This is a genomic window from Psychrobacter sp. AOP7-A1-24 (assembly GCF_052376235.1).
Lineage (GTDB): Bacteria > Pseudomonadota > Gammaproteobacteria > Pseudomonadales > Moraxellaceae > Psychrobacter.
Map to the genome: position 1 here is coordinate 77,553 of NZ_JBQSVM010000006.1, position 18,946 is coordinate 96,498.

The window sequence follows — 18,946 nt, forward strand, 5'->3', positions numbered from 1 at the left end:
AACGCTGACAATATAAGCCTTACTTTTAAGGGTTAGCAGTTCCGACATTGCGAATACTATCAATGTTGTCTAGCGATAATGCCGTCCCTAAAGATTTATTATCGTAGGTTATAACTTCGTCGATTCTCTGACTATTTATAACGTCAGCTTTAACTTGCGAGGTACTATGACCAAGCCACCTTGTATTTTTGAATAGCATGTCCTCATGATTCAATTCAGCTGAACATAGTAATGACCACAGTTGCCAAACGCGCTTATGAGTATCAGTATTTAAAACCAAACGTGACTGGGAGGACTCTAACTGTTTGCCAGTTAACTGATTGGTGGCTATTTGCGCTTGCGAATTAACAGGTAACGAGTTTAGTGGGTCTGCTGCATTGTATCTTAGAACTCGTATAGGCAAGTTAGTATCAAGAGCAATCGTACAATCCCAAACGCTGGCATCACCTATCTCGCTCCAACCAGTGATGGCCTGTACTGACAACTCATCGTTAGTCGACTGCCATATTTTGCCTTGTTCACAAGGTTGGGCACTGATAGTGGGCTTATTTTCAGATTGTCTGATTGTTTTGTAAGCTTGCTGAAATTCAGACCAACGATCAGAGCGCCCTGCTTGCCAATATTGGCTAATAGGCAATTGCTCGTTTAATTGTGCAACGGTCATCGGCAGTAAGTCAGAAGCTTTAGTAACGGTAACGGTAGCAGTATTCTTATTGTTAGGAGTTAACGTATCGGTCAGACCGACACTACTACTCTGTACGATAATGCTCTCTAACTTATCGACAGACAAACTGCCCAATTGCTGCTTTAAATTTGTAGATAGTTTGTCGGCTATCAGGCTGCTTGGCATCGTTCGTGTAGAAGCTGGTCTATGATCGGCTAAGAACAACCAATTGGTACTATCTTCATTGACGGTAGGATATTGCAGCAATGCCGCTGTTACATACGAATCACCTGTTGGCAAAATATATAGAGTCGGTACCGTTACAAATGACTGATGATTGGCGTATACCGTCATCATCAGCAACGTTAATGGTGGCAACGTTAACCAACGACTGAGCAAACCTCGTGGCATCAGCCAAGGCAATGCACTTAGCAAAGCCATCGATAGTAACGCGATATTAACTGGTGTATAGAGCCACGCATCCGACAGCGCTGGCAATGATGTCAGCCAACTCATCAGATCGTGTAGATGACCGACAATCGTACTAATAATACTCCAAAGAATATCAGCGATACTCGGTACCAAAAGGTAACACAGCCCTGCTAATAAATTGAGCGGTACAATCACCCAGCCAAATAGCCCAATGGCAAATAAATTGATAAAAATCCCCCATAGCGATGCCTTACCAAATAAAAGCAACGTAACAGGGAGTAAAGTCAAAAACAGCCAAAACTGTAGTTTAAATACACGCTTGACCATTTGCCAAATACGGCTAGATAGTGCGCTACTAATATGAGTACGCTGTTTATCATCATATATAGTCGTAGCAGCAGTAGTTTGGTGCTCATACGATTTATCGTCATACTTGAGCAGTAGCGCCACTGCGATAAAAGACAGCCAGTATCCCGCCTGCCATAATACATACGGGTCACGCCAAGCCATCAATACAGCCAGTGCCAATAGCACTCGCACCGTACTGATAGGAAGCAATGTTAATCTGACAAATCCAATCGCTAATAACATCCAAGCCGTACGAGCAGCAGGCACGTCAAAACCAGTAAATAACGCATAAATAAAAGCAGCACCAATCATCACCCACCAGCGCACTTGCCAACGCGGAATGCGACGATAAATCACTGAATAATTACGATCAAACAGCAGTACGACTATACCTGCCAGCACAATCGCTAAAAATAGTACATGTGTGCCTGAAATAGCGAGCAAGTGCGAAATGCCCGCCAGTTGATATAAGTCTTTCGTATCACGATTAATCAAGCTACGATCACCCGTGAGCAGACTTAATGTAACAGCTTTTGCTTGTTGCTCTGCTGTCGTATGCGCTGACCAGTCTTGATAGAAATGCTTTCGTAATCGCCAACGCCCTTGATCAATATGAGTACGAAAGCGCTGAAGATACGAATCAGAATCTAGAGACTGCTTGGCATATTTTTCATTGCTAATTTCGTTGCTATTTGCCAATGTAGGGCTAACGGCCAAAATACTTGCAACACCATCAATATGCCGACCTCGTAACCAGCGATAACTATCAAAACCAGTAGGATTGTTTAATGCTTGCTCAGAAGTAGCCAACGGCGCTAGTGCAAGGCTCATGAATATTTCATCACCGGGCTGCAAATCGTTTAACGATGAAAGCTGGTTATCATTTGTAGACGTTCTTGGATAGGCGCTAAGTAAGATTCGGTGTTCGTTAGCTTTAATACTAACTTCATTGGAGCTAACATTTTTATTAGTACTTAGGCTATTTTTATTAACATCTAAGTAGTCGGAGGTTTTAGCTGCTAACTCTGTCGGTGCCAGCTCAGCGACCAATGGAGCGATATTCGTTATTACTGCTACTTGTCGATATCCGCTATCTGTGGTGGCATCATAGACACTGTCGCTCAACCCTTCGATACGCACAAGCGCTTGCACTCGTATAGGCACAGTAATTTCAGTGGTTTCTGCTTGTTGATGAGTAATCAAAGCTTGCAGTGCACTGCCTATTACTAGCACAGTTGCTAACACAGCTAAGACCAAGTAATTTATAATTCGGAAAGGAAATTTGTTACGACGAAATGTACCATTAGAGGTATTTTTATCAGCGTTGTGGCGGCCTATCGAGGGTATGCTGAATTGAGTAGACGCAATCAGAATCGTGGCAAAAGCAATAAGTACCAAAGACAGACTGGTCGTACTAACCATACCTAGCAAAGATAGGTCAGTTGGCAAACTCACATTATCTGAGGCTGCCAATACACCCATCATAACTATAATTATGAGGCTACCAATTAACCAGTACACCAGCACTCCTTGCTTGATGACTTACATATTATTCTACCAGATATGGTTACTTACCATAGCAAATGACACGTGATGCAATAGCATTTATATTTATATTACCCTATACTGAAGCAACGTATTAAGTGGTAACTATCTGACACCACCATTCTGTGTGTTCTAACCTTTATCCTACTCACCATATATTACTCTATACCAGTTTCTCAACACTATTGAGTAGACTGTAGTTAACGATTAAAGGCGATCCTGTGCCCCAAAAACGTCTAAAAGACCTACTTCCTACACCAGAGAAAATCTTAGAAAGTCGTACTTTAAAGCTGTTCGCACCGCACTTGGCTGATCCAAGGTTATGGCATTTCAATCGACACAGCCTAAATAAGGCCGTCTATATCGGTGTACTAAGTGCATTTTTTCCGTTGCCAGGACAGATGTTACTGGCACTCATTGGCTCGCTTATTTTTCGCGCTAATGTTCCTATGGCACTCGGTTTAACATGGATTACTAATCCAGTCACTAGCTTGCCCATCTTTTATGCTGGCTACTATATCGGTGCAAAGATTATTGATGCGCCCATGATTAGCTTGCGTTTTATCGGTAGAATGATTGCTGATTTTAGCTTATGGGCATTATCCAACGGTGCCAATCCGTTTATTACTTATCGTGGTACAGTATCGCTTGCTGCATTCTGTATAGGGCTAACCATTTTGGCCGTTGTCACCAGTCTTATTTGTGGCTTGGCATTTAAGGCCATTTGGCGTTACAAGACCGTGACGAGCTGGCAGAAGCGACAGCCAAAGACTTCTGACAAATCTGAGAAATTCTAAATTCAACTAATTTCACTACTCTGCTATAACGCTTACATTTTAGCCAGTACAGCTCATTCTTTTTTACTACTCTCTATAGCATTTAAGACTTTGTCAGTGAAATTGCTATCCATCGGCACGATCTCAATGACTTCATCATTTTTACAGAGTGTATAACGCTTGCCTGCCGCGCTGTCTTGGACTTTCAGGTCATAATCCACCCCAGCCAAAGTGATGGCATCAAACACAGGTGTTAGCAACTCGGTTTGCGCCTGTCTATCAAGCGTTTCAAACAAAGTTGGATCGATGTAAGGCTTTAATGGCTCGTCACCCTCTTCTGCACTGCCAAAAGCCGCAATTGGGTTGTCATCTTCACTCATTTTACGCATCCTTATAAAATCAATACTGTTCCCAATGTCCATTGCGTAGCAACAGCTGACGGTCAGCAAGCGCTGCTAAATTGCGATCATGCGTCACCATAAGTAGCGCCGTTTGCAGGGTGCTTTGTAGCTCTGACAATAGGCCAAAGACGCTTTGGGCATTGTCGTAGTCCAAGTTACCTGTTGGCTCATCCGCCAAGATAAGCGACGGCTTAGTGACTAGCGCGCGTGCAATCGCTACACGTTGACGCTCACCACCTGATAGCTCACCGGGTCTATGCATCAAACGATGCTCGAGGCCAACATTTTCTAAAATCTCAACCGCTTGCTTACGAGCATCGGTCGTTGATACTTTTGGACGCATCAGTAGCGGCATGGCTACGTTTTCTATTGCAGTAAATTCTGCCAATAGATGGTGAAACTGATAAATAAAGCCCAAATGCTTGTTACGCATTGCCCCGCGCTCAGTTTCATTCATGCTATTTAATAACTGACCATGCAACCAAACCTCACCACTGGTTGGCGTATCTAGACCGCCCAGCAAATGTAGCAGCGTACTTTTACCCGAACCACTGGTTCCAACGATAGCGATGCGCTCACCCGCATGAACAGTTAGATCAAGACCAGTCAATACTTGCGTACTGACCGCGCCTTCATCATATATCTTGTTGATATTGGTCGCCTCTAAAATGGCAGACATAGCGCTTCCTTTATTTTATTTATTTCGATATTTATTTCAACATTTAGGCGTTTGGGATTACTCATAGCGTAGTGTTTGAGCAGGCTGAATCTTAGCCGCTCTGCGCGCTGGATAAATCGTTGCCAAAAAGCTCAGTACAAATGAGGCACCTGTGATTAATAGCACGTCTAACAAACGTAACTGCGATGGCAAGTAATTGACAAAATACGCATCAAATAGGTTCAAACCAAAGGCTTGATTAATAAAACCTAAAATATCGCTAACCGTAAGCGCAAATATCACACCCAATATCGTACCGGCGATAGTACCAATCACACCGATGACCACACCCTGTACCATAAAGACTTGAGTAATCAAACGAGGAGACGCACCAAAGGTTTTCAGAATTGCGATGTCCGCTTTTTTATCGGTAACCAACATGACTAGGCTTGAGACAATATTAAAAGCGGCAACCAAGATAATCAAAAATAGTAATAGACCGACCATCGCTTTTTCCATTTGAATTGCACCAAATAGATTGCCGTGAGTCTGTGTCCAATCATTTGGATATAATCTCTCAGGTGCTATAGCAGCCGCTTTTTCCGAAGCTATTGGCGCAGTAAAGATATCATTAAGCTTCATGCGTACGCCCTGCGCTCCTTCTGGCAAACGCAGTAATTTTGCCGCATCTCCCATCGGAATAAACGCCATGAGACTATCGACTTCTGGGCTGATCGTAAAAATACCTGTCAGAGTGAAACGTTTAAATCGCGGTATCACACCTGCTGGTGATGGTGACGCCTCTGGCAATACAAGCGTCACTTTATCTCCTATTTGCAAACCCAAAGACTGCACCATCTCTTCGCCCAACACGATACTGAAGTCACCACTTTGTAGGGTATCAATGCTACCTTCAATCATATGCTCATTGATGATAGAGACATTTTTTTCGTATTCAGGCTCGACGCCTGTCACCATGATACCTGCAACCTGACCGTTTGATGTCAGCATTCCTTGCAGTTGGATAAAAGGTGCCACAGCAGCCACTTCTGGGTCTTCCTTGATCTCATCGGCTAGCTGTTCCCAGTCACCAATGATTTCTGATGAGACCACTGTAGCCTGTGGCACCATCCCCAGAATACGGGTTTTCAATTCACGGTCAAAACCATTCATGACTGATAGCACCGTAATCAATACGGCAACCCCAAGCGTCAGACCAATCATCGATATGAGTGATATAAAGGAGATAAAGCCATTACTACGTTCTGCTCGGGTATATCGTAAGCCGATAAATAACGCTAAAGGACGAAACATATTCAAACTCTTTATCTTATCTACGTGCGACTTTATATAGGTTGCATAACGAGCAGCAGTAAATGCATCATACAGTTACCACTACTCACATATAAATCAAACACAAAAACAGGGTGTCAGACGAGCCAATAACAGCTGTCAAAAGGGAGCTAGTTTGACACAAACTAGCTGATATGTGCCAGTCATTAGCAACAACAGAGAGTATTTTTTACCAAAAAACTGGGTTTTGTTATTATTTTTTATAGGGGGCTTGCTATTAACTGTACCAATACCTATATATTATATGCCAAAGACAATTGTCATTAACCCCTCATTGAGGTTTACGCACTATTTACTGATAATATCTCTGACCATCATAAACCAATCATTTAAAATATTGGATGGTATATAAGCAAACACAGTATTAGATACAAACCTCACGCTGACTTAATTTTGAGTATTTTCATGACCCTAAACTATCAATACAAAAACATTCAATCTCCTACCAAGATCACGTTGACCGATGAGCAGTCTGCAGGTCACGCTGATCACTGGCGCATTCTGACCGATGATATGAGTCACGATGTGCCTGAATGGCTACAAAAGATGATCGAAGTCGCTGCAATGCCCAAAGGCCTGAACAATAACGTTAGCGCAAAAGACAGCTGTTTACTTCTATCAGAAGATCAGCCTTGTCATATCAATCAAGTGCTTGCAATGAAAGATGGCAAGCCTGAATGCTTTATTAATGCCTACCCTTGTGTCGATAGTCCTTATGGATTGAACTGTAAAATTGAGCGTGTCATTGCCAATGACAACTCGCATGATGCTGTTTTACGTTTACGTACCGCTGATGGCAGTATCATTTATGCGTTTGATCAACTCTACACGACCAACCGTCATTTGTATCAACGCGACACTTCTTACTATGTGAACTTTAGTGCTTGGGCGCATGAAATTAAGCCAAGCGAGCAAAACGAAGTCATCATGGTCGAAGACCAAGAGTCTATCCGTTATCACCGTGCCTTTAACGACATCGTGGCGGCAAATGACGGAAAAATCCCTGATGACCTACAAGAGCAAATCAGTGAGTGGAAACCTGAAACCAAAGAGCAAATGGCACCTGTTGAGATTAACTTAGGCCATATGTGTGCTTACTTGTTTGGCGATACGCTAGGACAAGAAGATGAGGCTTGGTGTCAGGGTCAAGTACTTGGCAAACAAGAGACCGTGTTTAATGGTAAACCTATCATATTGTTTGATGTGGTAACGCTACGTGAACAAGATGCAGATCCTTTCGTAGTGCGTATTGGTGCGCTCAATACTGCTGAAACTAACAGTATTAAAGTACATGATTACGTTCAAGCAAACGTATGGCTACAAGCAGCAATATACAAAGAAAATCAATCAAACACAACGCAGCAATCAAAAGCTAGCTAGTCTAGCTGAGATATTTTCTACAGTTTTTTATGCTAGTTCTGATTTTATCATGCAATAAAAAAGCCCCTAATATGAATTAGGGGCTTTTTTATATTTTATGAACTCTTATAGTTAAAAACGTAACGTAAAAGTCGTATGAATATGCGATTAAGCCATTGTCGTCATTGACTTAATGCGAGTGTATAGCTCTTTTTGCTCTACGCTTGGACGTGCAGTCTGTACTGCCATCAACTGTGACATATCGCCCTCAACACGGATTTTACCACTCATGAACGCACCCATGATTTGATTGGTATCAAAATCAGTAATGATAGACTGTAGAATATCGCGATCTAATAGCAGTGTCGTCGTTGCATTATCATTTAAGCCGCGATGCAGCAGGCCATTTGCAAAGTTGGCTTCGATATTTTTATCAGCTTCAGCTACTTTCAGATTAACGACCATGTTGGCCAGTACTGGCGGTAAGTTTAACTCACCTGCTTCGCTGCCCATTGTTTCTACTTGCTCAAACCATTCGTCTGTCAAAAAAACTGCCATACTATATTATCCTTAATTGATACTCTGTCAGACCAATACTATTCAATATACAATTAGCCTGACGGTTAAAATTATTAAAATGTAGAATTATTAAAATGATTGCTATCAATAGATCTATGCAACACATAGCCATTAATGACGTTCAACCTCATTATAAATGGCGACTTGATAAGAAGTAAAACCTATTTATTAGCCCAGCAATGTTATTGTTACAAAACTTCTTTGCAAGCCTGCGCTTATGTCTAGAGACTTTTTCCCTTATTGAATTAAAGTGAGCATCTAGAATAGTGACAAAATTGTGTATAAAATAGAGGAGTAGCATAGCAATAATAAGTTGCTCGCTAACATTTATACCAAAGAGTTTGTATTTTGGCACACAGTTCTGATGATATTTGATTAGGATTGCGTTACAATACCCTTAAACAGAGTCGGGAGTTTTAACCAAACATTACATAATCGTGTTTTTTGTCAGCCGCCGCTAGCATACATCTATGGTCAATGCGTTTTAATAGCCCTATAGATATGGGTATCTATCTTCATTAGTACAGATTTTTTCGTAATAATTAAGATACATATTTAGCCTTATAAGATGTTTGATGCTGAAAACGGCGCGTATTCTTACTTACCTTGATGACCTATTAACAATCCTACTATCGATTGACCTTAAGCAAGGTGCATGAAGTGCCTATTTCTATTTGTTAGTATCAACTGATAGATAACAAAGGTTTAAATTGATAATTAATGACATCATTGCGTTAAGTAAGTCAAAAAACAACATGCGTTGGCGCTAGTATAAATATGAATTTGAGAGTATTTATGGTGCAGACAGCATAGATTGTTGGTTAATTCTGTTGATAATTCGGGCTGTAAAGGAATCATCCAATGAGTTTACAAAACACAGCAGTCGCCCCAGTTGACCGTGAGTATGAAATTACTGTCGTAAGATTTTTTACGATCATGGCTGTCGTTTGGGGCATCGTCGGCATGAGTCTTGGTGTGTTCATTGCTTCACAGTTAGCATGGCCAGCACTCAACTTTGACATTCCATGGCTGACCTTTAGTCGTTTAAGACCACTGCATACCAATGCGGTGATTTTTGCGTTCGGTGGCTCTGCCCTGTTCGCAACGTCTTACTACATCGTTCAGCGTACCTGTAAAACACGTTTATTTGCGCCATACTTAGCTTGGTTTACCTTTTGGGGTTGGCAGGCAGTTATTGTATCCGCCGTTATTACCCTTCCTCTAGGTTTAACCTCAACAAAAGAATACGCTGAGCTTGAGTGGCCTATCGATATCTTAATTGCCTTGGTATGGATCTCTTATGCCATTGTATTTTTTGGTACGCTCATAAAACGTAAAACCTCACATATTTATGTGGCTAACTGGTTCTTTGCCGCCTTCATCATTACGATTGCACTACTACACATCGTAAACAGCATGGCGATTCCTGTTAGTGCGTTCAAATCTTATTCGCTATTTGGCGGTGCAACTGATGCGATGGTGCAGTGGTGGTACGGGCATAACGCGGTAGGTTTTTACTTAACGGCAGCTTTTCTTGGAATGATGTATTACTTCGTTCCTGTACAGATCGGCCGTCCTATCTATTCTTATCGTTTATCTATCGTTCACTTTTGGGCATTGATTGCTTCATACATGTGGGCTGGTGGTCACCATTTGCATTATTCAGCGCTTCCTGATTGGACGCAGTCTCTTGCGATGGTCTTCTCAATCATCCTATTCGCACCATCTTGGGGTGGTATGATTAACGGTGTACTAACGCTATCAGGTAGTTGGGATAAGCTACGTACTGATCCGATCATTCGCTTTATGATTGTGGCATTGTCGTTCTACGCGATGTCAACGTTCGAAGGCCCAATGATGTCTATCAAGACAGTGAATGCACTATCGCATAACACTGATTGGACGGTTGGTCACGTACACTCAGGCGCACTTGGCTGGGTTGGTATGATTACGATTGGTTCGCTATACGTACTGTTACCACGTATTTATAACAAGCCAAAGATGTATTCTATCAGCTTAATCACCACGCATTTCTGGCTAGCGACTGCAGGAACGATTTTCTATATCGTCTCTATGTGGATCTCAGGTATTGGCCAAGGCATGATGTGGTTGGCTACTAATCCAGACGGTACTTTGGTATATAGCTTCGTTGATACTGTTGAATTCTCACATTTCCCATATATTGGTCGTGCATTTGGTGGCTTCTTATATGTATCGGGTATGTTTGTGATGGCTTACAACTGCTATAAAACACTTAAAATGCCAGAAGGTAAGCCTGTAGATGTCGCTGATCCAACGGATCATGAACCTAGTGTCGAAAAACCTTCGACAGCTAACGTATAAGGAGCGATCATGGCTGGTTCACCGCATGAAATTATTGAAAAAAATACAGGCTTGTTAGTCATTGGTATTGTGATTGCTATTAGTTTTGCAACGCTAGTTGAAATCGTACCATTGATTTATGATAACAAGGGTCCTGAAGAAGGCGGTATGAATGCACCCCTTCCTGCCATGGAGCCTTGGACAGCGCTTGAATTTGAAGGACGTGATATTTATATTCGTGAAGGATGTCACGTTTGTCATACTCAAATGGTTCGCCCACTACGTGCAGAAGTTGAACGTTATGGACCATATTCACGTGCCGCTGAGTCAACGTGGGATCATCCATTCTTATGGGGATCGAAACGTACTGGACCAGATTTAGCACGTGTTGGTGGCCGTTATTCTGAAGACTGGCAAAAGCAGCATTTGATTGCGCCACGTTCACTCGTGCCTGAGTCAGTGATGCCAGGTTTCCCTTGGTTGGCTACTAACGAAGTAGATGGCGAAAACGTTCAAACTAAAATGCGTCTATTCCGCGATCGCTTCGGTGTTCCTTATACTGAAGAAGACATTGAAGGCGCTCCAGATGCAGTGCTTGGTGCTACTGAGCTTGACGCTTTGGTCGCCTATCTACAGCAGTTAGGTACCGCAATGGAAGGACAGCGCTAATGGGTATTGGTGAATTACAAACAATTGCGACCGTTTCTGCCTTTATTGCCTTTGTAGGCGTTGCATGGTGGGCGTATTCGCCAAAAAACAAAAAACGCTTCGAAGAAGATGCACAACTTGCGCTTGATGACGAGGATATAAAATCTCTGTCTGAAGAGCAGCGCAATAAGGATAAATGATGACATTTTTTTGGAGTTCTTGGATCACGCTAATCAGTTTCGGTTGCTGGCTTTTTATTCTTGGCGTTCTGCTGTTTGTACTAAAATACAAACCAGACGTTGAGGAAGACGGTACCACTGGTCATGAATATGATGGTATCCGAGAATACGACAAGCCGCTTCCTAAATGGTGGTTGGTGATATTTTTTGGCTCGATCGTTTGGGGTGTCGCGTACTGGGTATTCTTTCCAGCTATGTTCCCTAAACACTGGGAAGGTATCGCCACCGTAGAAGTTGACGGTGAGACTGTACCGTGGACCTCTAAAAACGAGTTATTCAGTGAACTTGAAAGCAATAACGAAGTATTTACCGATAACTTTGAAAAAAGTATTCTGGTAAAAGCAGATGCTGCAGGCGCGACGACGACTTTGGCAACATTAAACGAGTTGCAAGCGACTATGCGTCGTAGTGAAAATCCACCAGCAGATTTGCAGGCTCAAATCGACGAGAAAGTAACAGAACTTGCTCCTTACGTCGAAAAACTGTCTGAAAACCCAAATGCCCTAAAAGTTGGTAGCCGTTTGTTCTTACAGAACTGTTCTGTATGTCATGGCTCTAACGCCAAAGGTGCACCTGGTTACCCTAACCTGACTGATAATGATTGGCTATATGGTGGCGAAGCTGGCAATATTCTGACCACGCTGCACAATGGGCGTATTGGCGGTATGGCAGCATGGCGTGATCAAATTGGTGAAGATGGTGTTCGTGCCGTTGCTGAGTATGTTTTAGCTATATCTGGTAACCAAAATGACTATGAGCTTGATCAAACTAAAGTGGCTCAAGGTAAAGTTATTTTCAATGAACCGACCAATTGTGTTCTTTGTCATGGTCCTGATGCCAAAGGTATGATTTCAGCAGGTGCGCCAAACTTAACTGATAATATTTGGCTGTATGGTGGCGATCGCGAGACTATTCGTGAAACACTACGTTATGGTCGTGCTGGTGTTATGCCTCAGTGGGAAACTAAGCTAGGTAATGAGCGCATTATGCTGCTTGCCGCTTACATCTACTCACTATCAGATAAAACAAGCGCAACGCCTGTTACTGCTGCAGCTACTCAGCCTGTAGCAACTGAAGAAGCAATTGCTAACTAAAATGCTGCTCCTGCACTAAATATGGGTGATATTTAATGAAGGGAGAACTGTTATTGCAGTTCTCCTTTTTGCATATAATGGTATTGATTTTCATTTAGAAATAACAATGCTGAGCGGCTATAAACAACTAGAAATCGTTCTCATATATTTATTGCTTTTTAGGATTATCAACCCATTATTAGAAAGGAGAATGTTAAAATAGCTATTTTTTAAAATAGTCTATTGATCATGGCTTTATATAGCTATGACTTTATTACACACAGCAATAGTCAATTTCACATAACTCAGATACAGGCGCGTTTAGTCTACTACTTATAGTACCTTCACCCCTCTTCCTTTGTATCGAAACTCTGTTGAACCGACTATATTTACAATCGATCATTTGGTAAGCAGATTAGAAGGTTTCCTATCGAATTTTCTATCCGCTATTTACTGACATTGATAACATCATAAAACCCTATACCTCGACACTAGAGGTGTTTGTTCATCATGCCAGCAGACTGATTCTTTTTTTAAAGAGGCACGTTTATGTCAGCACAAAAACCCAATAAAATTCCTGTACAACAAGTCGATCTTGATGCAACTAAGCATCGCGTGCACCCGAGGTTCGTCACAGGTTTTTATCAAAATATTCGCGTCATCACGATGTATGCTCTTTTGGCGGCTTTTTTACTTCTACCATGGCTGCGCTATAATGATAGACAAGCAATATGGTTTGATGTGCCATCGCAGCATTATTATATTTTTGGCATGACGTTTTTGACGCAAGATTTTTATTTTATTGCAGCTTTTGCGATTATTGCTGCGTTTACGCTGTTTATGGTGACAGTATATGCAGGGCGCGTTTGGTGTGGTTACGCCTGTCCTCAAACGATATGGACGCATCTGTATCAATATGTCGAAAAATGGGTGATTGGCGATCGTAATAAGCGTAACAAGTTTGATAAAGCACCGTTAAGTGCGAGCAAAATATTCAAACGCACAATTATCTATTCAATTTGGTTTTTGCTTTCTGTGATTACAGCGGCGACCTTTGTTAGTTATGTGGCAGGGACAGATTCTCTATATCATAGTTGGCAATCAATAGGCGTGATTCCTTTTCCTGACTGGCCAACATGGATCTGGGTCTCAATGTTTATCTTTACCTTTGCTACTTACGCCAATGCAGGCTACATGCGTGAGCAGATGTGTGTACAGATTTGTCCTTATGGTCGCTTTCAAAGTGTGATGTTTGATAAAGATACATTGATCGTATCTTATGACTATGAGCGTGGTGAACCGCGCGGTGCACGTAAAAAAGGCACCAATCCAGAGCACTTAGGCGACTGCATTGAATGTACGATGTGTGTGCAGGTTTGCCCTACTGGTATCGATATTCGAGATGGCCTGCAAGTTGCCTGTATCCAATGTGCTGCTTGTATCGATGCCTGTAATGATATAATGGACAAGGTTGGCTATCCGCGTGGCTTGATTCGGTATACGACCGAGCGTCAGCTAGCAGAAAAAGAACCGAGCCGCGTACTGCGTCCACGACTGTTTGCATACTTAACGCTGTTGGCCGTACTATGTGGCGGCGTCATATATGCGTTGACCGATCGTGTACCATTAGAAATTGATATCCGCCGCGATCGCAATCAGCTGTCTTCTATCAATAATCAAGGTATGATCGAAAACAGCTATATCGTCAAGCTAACCAATAAAACACAAGAAGCTCATACCTATAAGATAACGCTTGCGCCGCAAGATGGGTTGAGTTTAGAACTTCGTTTTAATGATGTACCATTAGAAGCGGGTGAAAGCTTTGATATGCCAGTTAGTATTTATGGTGACCCTGATGTGATAGAATTTGGTCAAACGCCTATAACGCTAAATGTGAACAGCGAAAATGATGAGTATAAGGTAAGTAAACAAAATATCTTTACGACTCAAGGTCAGTAAACGACTAAAACACCCGTAATTTAACTTCATGTATGTCATTCGGTAGTCTATAGCTAGTGCCACTAAACAAGTAGCTAATTGCTCTAGCTAAAGGCTATCGAATCAATTTTTTATCATTAAACTGGTAGCATTTAGCTGCCAAATTATCCGTTGATGCCATTTATAAATGTCTAGTTAATAGATATTTATTGAATGCGTATCTGATGCATAGGTATTTTATGTCTACTCCAACACCGAACTTTAAACATCAAGATACGCAACCATGGTATAAAAATTACATGGTCGTTATCTTTGTGATTGGCATGCCAGCTGCAGTCGTCATTGCTTGTATTTGGTTTGTTTATTACTCCTACCAAATCCGTGATAGCGTGGTACGTGACGATTGGTATATGGATGGTAAGACGCTCTATCATGATGTGTCTCGTGACAAACTCACCTATGACTTAGACTTACATGGACAAATGCAATTTGCAGAAAATGGCGATATTGTATTTTATCTCAACTATCCTGAGCAAAGCCTCCAGTCAGGCAAGCTACTAAATGGCACACCGCTCACCTACCCCGATACGTTAGAGCTTTCTATTTCTCACGCAACAGATATCAAAAAAGACCGCGACGTTGTACTTAAGCACGTTGAGGGCAATAGATACAGTGCGCAAGTTGATATTGATCCTGTAAAAGCTAAGTATTATCTACAGGTTGGCAATGATGGTAAAGATGATTGGCGCATGCAAGATGTTGCAAAACTACCTCGCTCAGAGGTCAGCTTTGACCCACTACCAGTTTTCGCTAAGAGTTAACGCTATCAATGATATGTAGACATAAAAAAACCAACCACTCATAAAAGATTGGCTGGTTTTTTTATGCTATTTAATAAAGTTTATTCAACACACCCTAATCCACAAACTACTAAATTACTGGATTAATCGTTGGGATTTTTTGGGATTTTCGCTCATTTTGCGCAGTTTCATCCGCCTCTACTGAATAAGACTTGTCACTAGCAAACTTAGGATTAAACGTTTGCGTTTTTGGTGTTACAGGTAAACCAATCTCAGCAAGACTATCCGTCTGCCCAGCTTGGATATTATCACCCTCAAATAAACGCTCATCATTATCACGGTCAAGACTGAGTGTTTCAAAATCAAACAGCTCGCGATCAGCCAACTGTGATGGCGCTACGTTTTGCATTGCCTTAAAAATAGACGCCAAACGCTGCGGGTGAGCATCATCCCATTCACGCAGCATATCGTTGATGATAGCGCGTTGTAGATTGGTTTGGCTGCCACACAAGTTACAAGGAATAATTGGAAATTCCTTTAATTTAGCGTACTCAATAATGTCTTTTTCTTCAACATACGCCAATGGACGAATCAGCATATTTTGCTTATCATCGCTCAGTAGCTTGGGCGGCATTGATTTGAGCGCACCACCATGGAATAGATTCAAAAAGAACGTCGCAAGCATATCGTCACGATGATGACCAAGGGCAATCTTAGTTGCACCAATTTGTTTAGCAAAACCATATAGTGAGCCGCGACGCAGACGTGAGCAAGCCGAGCAGTAAGTTTTACCTTCTGGTACTACGCTTTTGACGATGCTATACGTGTCTTTTTCTAAAATATAGTGCGCAATTCCCTGTTCGTTTAGATACGCAGGTAAGATATCTTCTGGATATCCTGGCTGTTTTTGGTCAAGATTGACCGCAACGATATCAAAATGAATTGGTGCAATGCGTTTTAATAATAATAGAATATCAAGTAAGGTATAACTGTCTTTACCACCTGAAACACAGACCATTACCACATCACCATCTTCGATCATATTAAAATCGCGGATTGCCCAAGAGACTTGGCGACGTAGCTTCTTTTGTAGTTTACGAAAGTATGCTGATTCGGTCGGTGACTGTGACTGCGCATTAGCATACTGCTCGTCAATCATATCCTCATCACTACCATCTTCAGAGACGTCGTTGTACTCTCTACTACTAGTATCTGTGTTTAGAGCCTGACTATCAAAGCTCATTGCATCAGATGCATCATCAGCTTGAGAAGGAGTATTTGGCGTAAATAAGGTTGCTGCGGTCATAAGTTACTCAATATCTTTATAAGGGTGATTTTACTATAAAGCGATTTGCGATAAATATTTAAAGACATTGTCAGCGGTGTTATATGACCAATGCTTTAAAAGCTGCGATTATAACAAATATTGCTAACAGATTGAAAAGATGGCAGTAATACAGACTTTATTTTATGATGATACTGTTTAAATTGGATTTGGCAGCTTAGTGACGCATGATTGGTCGCTTCATGGTTCTGTAATAGACGTATTTTTGCTAAAATAGCCGTTTTCGTAAACCAATAATAGACAACACTATGACTAACGTTACTTTGCAAAATACCTCCGATCAAGTATCAGATGCTGACTTAGCAGCTCTTACCAAAAGCCAAAATGCGGTTGTCCTTTTATCAGGCGGTCTCGATTCGGTGACTTGCTTATATTGGGCAAAATCGCGCTATGCATCAGTGACAGCCGTTAGCTTTGACTATGGTCAACGTCATAATAGTGAACTTGTCGCCGCAAAGACCATCGCTGATACAGCAGGCGTCAATCATAGAATCATCGATATTGATATCGCACAACTGGGCGGCTCATCACTAACAGATCACAGCATGATCGTGCCAGATGGGGATTCAGATAAATTCCCTAGCAAAAAACGCGATGAAATTGACAACGACGCTATCCCCAATACCTATGTGCCTGCGCGTAATACTATCTTTTTATCGTACGCGTTAGCAGTTGCCGAAGTGGCTGATGCCAATCATATCGTCATCGGTGTCAGCTCAGTTGACTATTCTGGTTATCCTGATTGTCGCCCAGAGTATATAGCTGCCTTTGAACATATGGCCAACCTTGCGACAAAAGCAGGCGTTACTGGTCATCGTTTATCGATTCAAACACCATTACAGCAATTGTCAAAAGCACAAACGATTGAGCTTGGCCTATCATTAGGTGTCGATTACGGGCAGACAATTTCTTGTTATCGCGCGGATGCCGACGGCCTTGCTTGCGGCGTTTGTGACAGCTGCGCATTACGTCGTCAGGGCTTTGCCCAAGCTGGTGTAACAGACCCTACTCATTACCAATCTTAATTAACTTGAGTCAATCCTATATAAGCTGGATACGCTATCAGGCGCGCTTAGACTAGTTACGGTACTTTTACTTGCCTTCCTTATATCCAGATTATATTGAGCAAACTACACGCTAACGTTAAATATTGCATTCAACGATGTTGTCCGTCAACATTTGCGCAACATTCGCTTGCATTAACACAGCATGTCATTCTTGTATTTTAATCGACATACTTGCTATCGTATGGACGATTATATCTATCGAACGATGTATATAATAATATTAGTCACTCATATATTGATGAGTTAACTTTGCATTGAGCAAAATACACAAAATTGACGCCACCTGTAAGAGGAAATCTATGAAGTTGTTGCCAGTACTACCCTTAGCCTTAGCTGCCCTATTTGCCATGCCACAAGCCAACGCCGCCGACATTAAGCAACAAAATATCAACTCATGTGTCGATGGCGCAGTCAAATATAAGGTCGCTGACAAAAGTAACGCAACCAAACTGTGTAACTGTACTATTGACGTACGTAGCAACATGACCATCGGTCAAATGTGGGAAATAGAAAGCTACGCACAAGATAAAAAGGATCCATCTGGTCTGCCTTATGTGAAAGCAATGCAAAAAGATCTGCAACAATGTACTGTTGGTCTGGATCTAAAGAAGCCACAAAAACCTGCTTAACTTTTAATCGTTTAATATACAAAAGACTGGCTATTGCCAGTCTTTTTTGTTGCCAATGCATGGACAAAGTGTAAAACTGATTATTTATTTCTACTAATCTGCTTATAATAAGAACAATATAAATAGAACCTTAATCAAGCCAATACACACAACTAAAACTAATAAGGATTTTACAATGGCCAAGCCAACGACAGAAACCATTCATCTACCTGATTTCCCAGTAACTATCGTACGCAAGCTTGCAGGTAATTTCATTCATGATGAAATCAATTTAAAAGAAATGGTCGCTAATACTGATAAAGGCCTTATTCTGTATTTTTACCCCAAAGACAACACGCCGGGCTGTACCACACAGGCAACAGAATTTACCTCGCACCTTCATGACTTTGACGAATTGGGCTACGACATTATCGGCGTTTCTCGTGATAGCGTCGAATCTCATGAAAAGTTTATCGACAAATATGACCTGCAAATTCCACTTATCAGTGATACTGATGAAAAGTTATGCCAGTATTTTGACGTTATCAAAGAAAAAAATATGTATGGCAAAGTCACGCTAGGCCTTGTACGTTCAGCATTTGTATTCAATAAAGACAGGGAGCTGACTCATGCGCAGCGTAATCTACGTGCCAAAGACTATACCAGTCGTTTACTGACTATATTGGCGCCGTAATTATTGGTTCTATCATTGAATCAGTATCCGTCATAATTATAAAAACTGAATAAAAAATATAAGCTAAAAATTCAGTCTATTACTGAATATAACTTTC

17 protein-coding genes are annotated in these 18,946 nt (G+C 41.6%); 11 read left to right on the forward strand and 6 right to left on the reverse strand.

The annotated features are described in order from the left end of the window. Window positions 1–25: 25 nt before the first annotated feature. The gene (locus ACT3QQ_RS03750; RefSeq protein WP_444526977.1) at window positions 26–2,965 is read right to left on the reverse strand and encodes a ComEC/Rec2 family competence protein; all 2,940 of its coding nucleotides are present in this window, start codon (window positions 2,963–2,965) and stop codon (window positions 26–28) included. Between the two features lie 245 nt (window positions 2,966–3,210). Here ACT3QQ_RS03750 and ACT3QQ_RS03755 point away from each other — a divergent pair, with 245 nt between their 5' ends. Beyond that, window positions 3,211–3,786, forward strand: coding sequence for a DUF2062 domain-containing protein (locus tag ACT3QQ_RS03755; RefSeq protein WP_444523061.1), 576 nt, complete (start codon window positions 3,211–3,213; stop codon window positions 3,784–3,786). A 53-nt stretch (window positions 3,787–3,839) separates the two neighbouring features. Here ACT3QQ_RS03755 and ACT3QQ_RS03760 read toward each other — a convergent pair whose 3' ends face one another. The 3 genes from ACT3QQ_RS03760 to ACT3QQ_RS03770 are packed head-to-tail and all read right to left on the reverse strand — an operon-like array spanning window position 3,840 to window position 6,138. Continuing rightward, the gene (locus ACT3QQ_RS03760) at window positions 3,840–4,145 is read right to left on the reverse strand and encodes a hypothetical protein (RefSeq protein ID WP_444523062.1); all 306 of its coding nucleotides are present in this window, start codon (window positions 4,143–4,145) and stop codon (window positions 3,840–3,842) included. A gap of 19 nt (window positions 4,146–4,164) precedes the next feature. Beyond that, window positions 4,165–4,845 carry a lipoprotein-releasing ABC transporter ATP-binding protein LolD gene (gene lolD / locus ACT3QQ_RS03765; protein ID WP_444521662.1) on the reverse strand — a complete coding sequence of 227 codons (681 nt, stop codon included), beginning with the start codon at window positions 4,843–4,845 and terminating at the stop codon, window positions 4,165–4,167. Window positions 4,846–4,902: 57 nt separating this feature from the next. Next, window positions 4,903–6,138 (reverse strand): lipoprotein-releasing ABC transporter permease subunit, encoded by a 1,236-nt coding sequence (locus tag ACT3QQ_RS03770; protein ID WP_444521663.1) that lies wholly within the window; start codon window positions 6,136–6,138, stop codon window positions 4,903–4,905. A 444-nt stretch (window positions 6,139–6,582) separates the two neighbouring features. Here ACT3QQ_RS03770 and ACT3QQ_RS03775 point away from each other — a divergent pair, with 444 nt between their 5' ends. Further along, window positions 6,583–7,557, forward strand: a complete 975-nt coding sequence (locus ACT3QQ_RS03775; protein ID WP_444526978.1) for a hypothetical protein — start codon at window positions 6,583–6,585, stop codon at window positions 7,555–7,557. A 147-nt stretch (window positions 7,558–7,704) separates the two neighbouring features. Here the strand turns inward: ACT3QQ_RS03775 and ACT3QQ_RS03780 are convergent, their stop codons facing one another. Next, window positions 7,705–8,094: an SCP-2 sterol transfer family protein gene (locus ACT3QQ_RS03780; protein WP_444526979.1), complete on the reverse strand. Its 390-nt coding sequence runs from the start codon at window positions 8,092–8,094 to the stop codon at window positions 7,705–7,707. An 882-nt stretch (window positions 8,095–8,976) separates the two neighbouring features. On the opposite strand from ACT3QQ_RS03780, the gene ccoN reads away from it, so the two are divergent. From ccoN to ACT3QQ_RS03810, 6 genes are all read left to right on the forward strand, one after another. Continuing rightward, window positions 8,977–10,458 carry a cytochrome-c oxidase, cbb3-type subunit I gene (ccoN, locus tag ACT3QQ_RS03785; protein ID WP_058024766.1) on the forward strand — a complete coding sequence of 494 codons (1,482 nt, stop codon included), beginning with the start codon at window positions 8,977–8,979 and terminating at the stop codon, window positions 10,456–10,458. 9 nt (window positions 10,459–10,467) lie between these two features. Beyond that, window positions 10,468–11,106, forward strand: coding sequence for a cytochrome-c oxidase, cbb3-type subunit II (gene ccoO, locus ACT3QQ_RS03790; RefSeq protein WP_444526980.1), 639 nt, complete (start codon window positions 10,468–10,470; stop codon window positions 11,104–11,106). Then, window positions 11,106–11,285: a CcoQ/FixQ family Cbb3-type cytochrome c oxidase assembly chaperone gene (locus tag ACT3QQ_RS03795; protein ID WP_057760804.1), complete on the forward strand. Its 180-nt coding sequence runs from the start codon at window positions 11,106–11,108 to the stop codon at window positions 11,283–11,285. The genes ccoO and ACT3QQ_RS03795 overlap by 1 nt, the downstream gene beginning before the upstream one ends. Then, window positions 11,285–12,418 (forward strand): cytochrome-c oxidase, cbb3-type subunit III, encoded by a 1,134-nt coding sequence (ccoP, locus tag ACT3QQ_RS03800; protein ID WP_444526981.1) that lies wholly within the window; start codon window positions 11,285–11,287, stop codon window positions 12,416–12,418. The genes ACT3QQ_RS03795 and ccoP overlap by 1 nt, the downstream gene beginning before the upstream one ends. Before the next feature lie 528 nt (window positions 12,419–12,946). Next, a complete protein-coding gene (gene ccoG / locus ACT3QQ_RS03805; RefSeq protein ID WP_444521667.1) occupies window positions 12,947–14,356 on the forward strand; it encodes a cytochrome c oxidase accessory protein CcoG in 1,410 nt (469 codons plus the stop codon). 218 nt (window positions 14,357–14,574) lie between these two features. Then, entirely contained in the window at window positions 14,575–15,156 is a 582-nt protein-coding gene (locus ACT3QQ_RS03810) for a FixH family protein (protein ID WP_444526982.1), read from the forward strand. Window positions 15,157–15,265: 109 nt separating this feature from the next. On the opposite strand, the gene ttcA is transcribed toward ACT3QQ_RS03810, so the two are convergent. Further along, window positions 15,266–16,294 carry a tRNA 2-thiocytidine(32) synthetase TtcA gene (gene ttcA / locus ACT3QQ_RS03815; protein ID WP_444526990.1) on the reverse strand — a complete coding sequence of 343 codons (1,029 nt, stop codon included), beginning with the start codon at window positions 16,292–16,294 and terminating at the stop codon, window positions 15,266–15,268. A 434-nt stretch (window positions 16,295–16,728) separates the two neighbouring features. Between ttcA and queC the strand changes: the two genes are divergently transcribed. From queC to ACT3QQ_RS03830, 3 genes are all read left to right on the forward strand, one after another. Continuing rightward, window positions 16,729–17,505 carry a 7-cyano-7-deazaguanine synthase QueC gene (gene queC / locus ACT3QQ_RS03820; protein WP_444521669.1) on the forward strand — a complete coding sequence of 259 codons (777 nt, stop codon included), beginning with the start codon at window positions 16,729–16,731 and terminating at the stop codon, window positions 17,503–17,505. A gap of 341 nt (window positions 17,506–17,846) precedes the next feature. Continuing rightward, complete coding sequence (locus tag ACT3QQ_RS03825) at window positions 17,847–18,176, forward strand: hypothetical protein (protein ID WP_444521670.1); 330 nt, start codon at window positions 17,847–17,849, stop codon at window positions 18,174–18,176. Window positions 18,177–18,351: 175 nt separating this feature from the next. After that, window positions 18,352–18,849 carry a peroxiredoxin gene (locus tag ACT3QQ_RS03830; RefSeq protein ID WP_444526983.1) on the forward strand — a complete coding sequence of 166 codons (498 nt, stop codon included), beginning with the start codon at window positions 18,352–18,354 and terminating at the stop codon, window positions 18,847–18,849. Window positions 18,850–18,946: the final 97 nt, after the last annotated feature.

Bases quoted from the DNA above. Each gene is read 5' to 3' on its own strand.
- ACT3QQ_RS03760 (WP_444523062.1), bottom strand. From the start codon at position 4,145: ATGAGTGAAGATGACAACCCAATTGCGGCTTTTGGCAGTGCAGAAGAG.
- lolD (WP_444521662.1), bottom strand. From the start codon at position 4,845: ATGTCTGCCATTTTAGAGGCGACCAATATCAACAAGATATATGATGAA.
- ACT3QQ_RS03770 (WP_444521663.1), bottom strand. From the start codon at position 6,138: ATGTTTCGTCCTTTAGCGTTATTTATCGGCTTACGATATACCCGAGCA.
- ACT3QQ_RS03775 (WP_444526978.1), top strand. From the start codon at position 6,583: ATGACCCTAAACTATCAATACAAAAACATTCAATCTCCTACCAAGATC.
- ACT3QQ_RS03780 (WP_444526979.1), bottom strand. From the start codon at position 8,094: ATGGCAGTTTTTTTGACAGACGAATGGTTTGAGCAAGTAGAAACAATG.
- ccoN (WP_058024766.1), top strand. From the start codon at position 8,977: ATGAGTTTACAAAACACAGCAGTCGCCCCAGTTGACCGTGAGTATGAA.
- ccoO (WP_444526980.1), top strand. From the start codon at position 10,468: ATGGCTGGTTCACCGCATGAAATTATTGAAAAAAATACAGGCTTGTTA.
- ACT3QQ_RS03795 (WP_057760804.1), top strand. From the start codon at position 11,106: ATGGGTATTGGTGAATTACAAACAATTGCGACCGTTTCTGCCTTTATT.
- ccoP (WP_444526981.1), top strand. From the start codon at position 11,285: ATGACATTTTTTTGGAGTTCTTGGATCACGCTAATCAGTTTCGGTTGC.
- ccoG (WP_444521667.1), top strand. From the start codon at position 12,947: ATGTCAGCACAAAAACCCAATAAAATTCCTGTACAACAAGTCGATCTT.
- ACT3QQ_RS03810 (WP_444526982.1), top strand. From the start codon at position 14,575: ATGTCTACTCCAACACCGAACTTTAAACATCAAGATACGCAACCATGG.
- ttcA (WP_444526990.1), bottom strand. From the start codon at position 16,294: ATGATTGACGAGCAGTATGCTAATGCGCAGTCACAGTCACCGACCGAA.
- queC (WP_444521669.1), top strand. From the start codon at position 16,729: ATGACTAACGTTACTTTGCAAAATACCTCCGATCAAGTATCAGATGCT.
- ACT3QQ_RS03825 (WP_444521670.1), top strand. From the start codon at position 17,847: ATGAAGTTGTTGCCAGTACTACCCTTAGCCTTAGCTGCCCTATTTGCC.
- ACT3QQ_RS03830 (WP_444526983.1), top strand. From the start codon at position 18,352: ATGGCCAAGCCAACGACAGAAACCATTCATCTACCTGATTTCCCAGTA.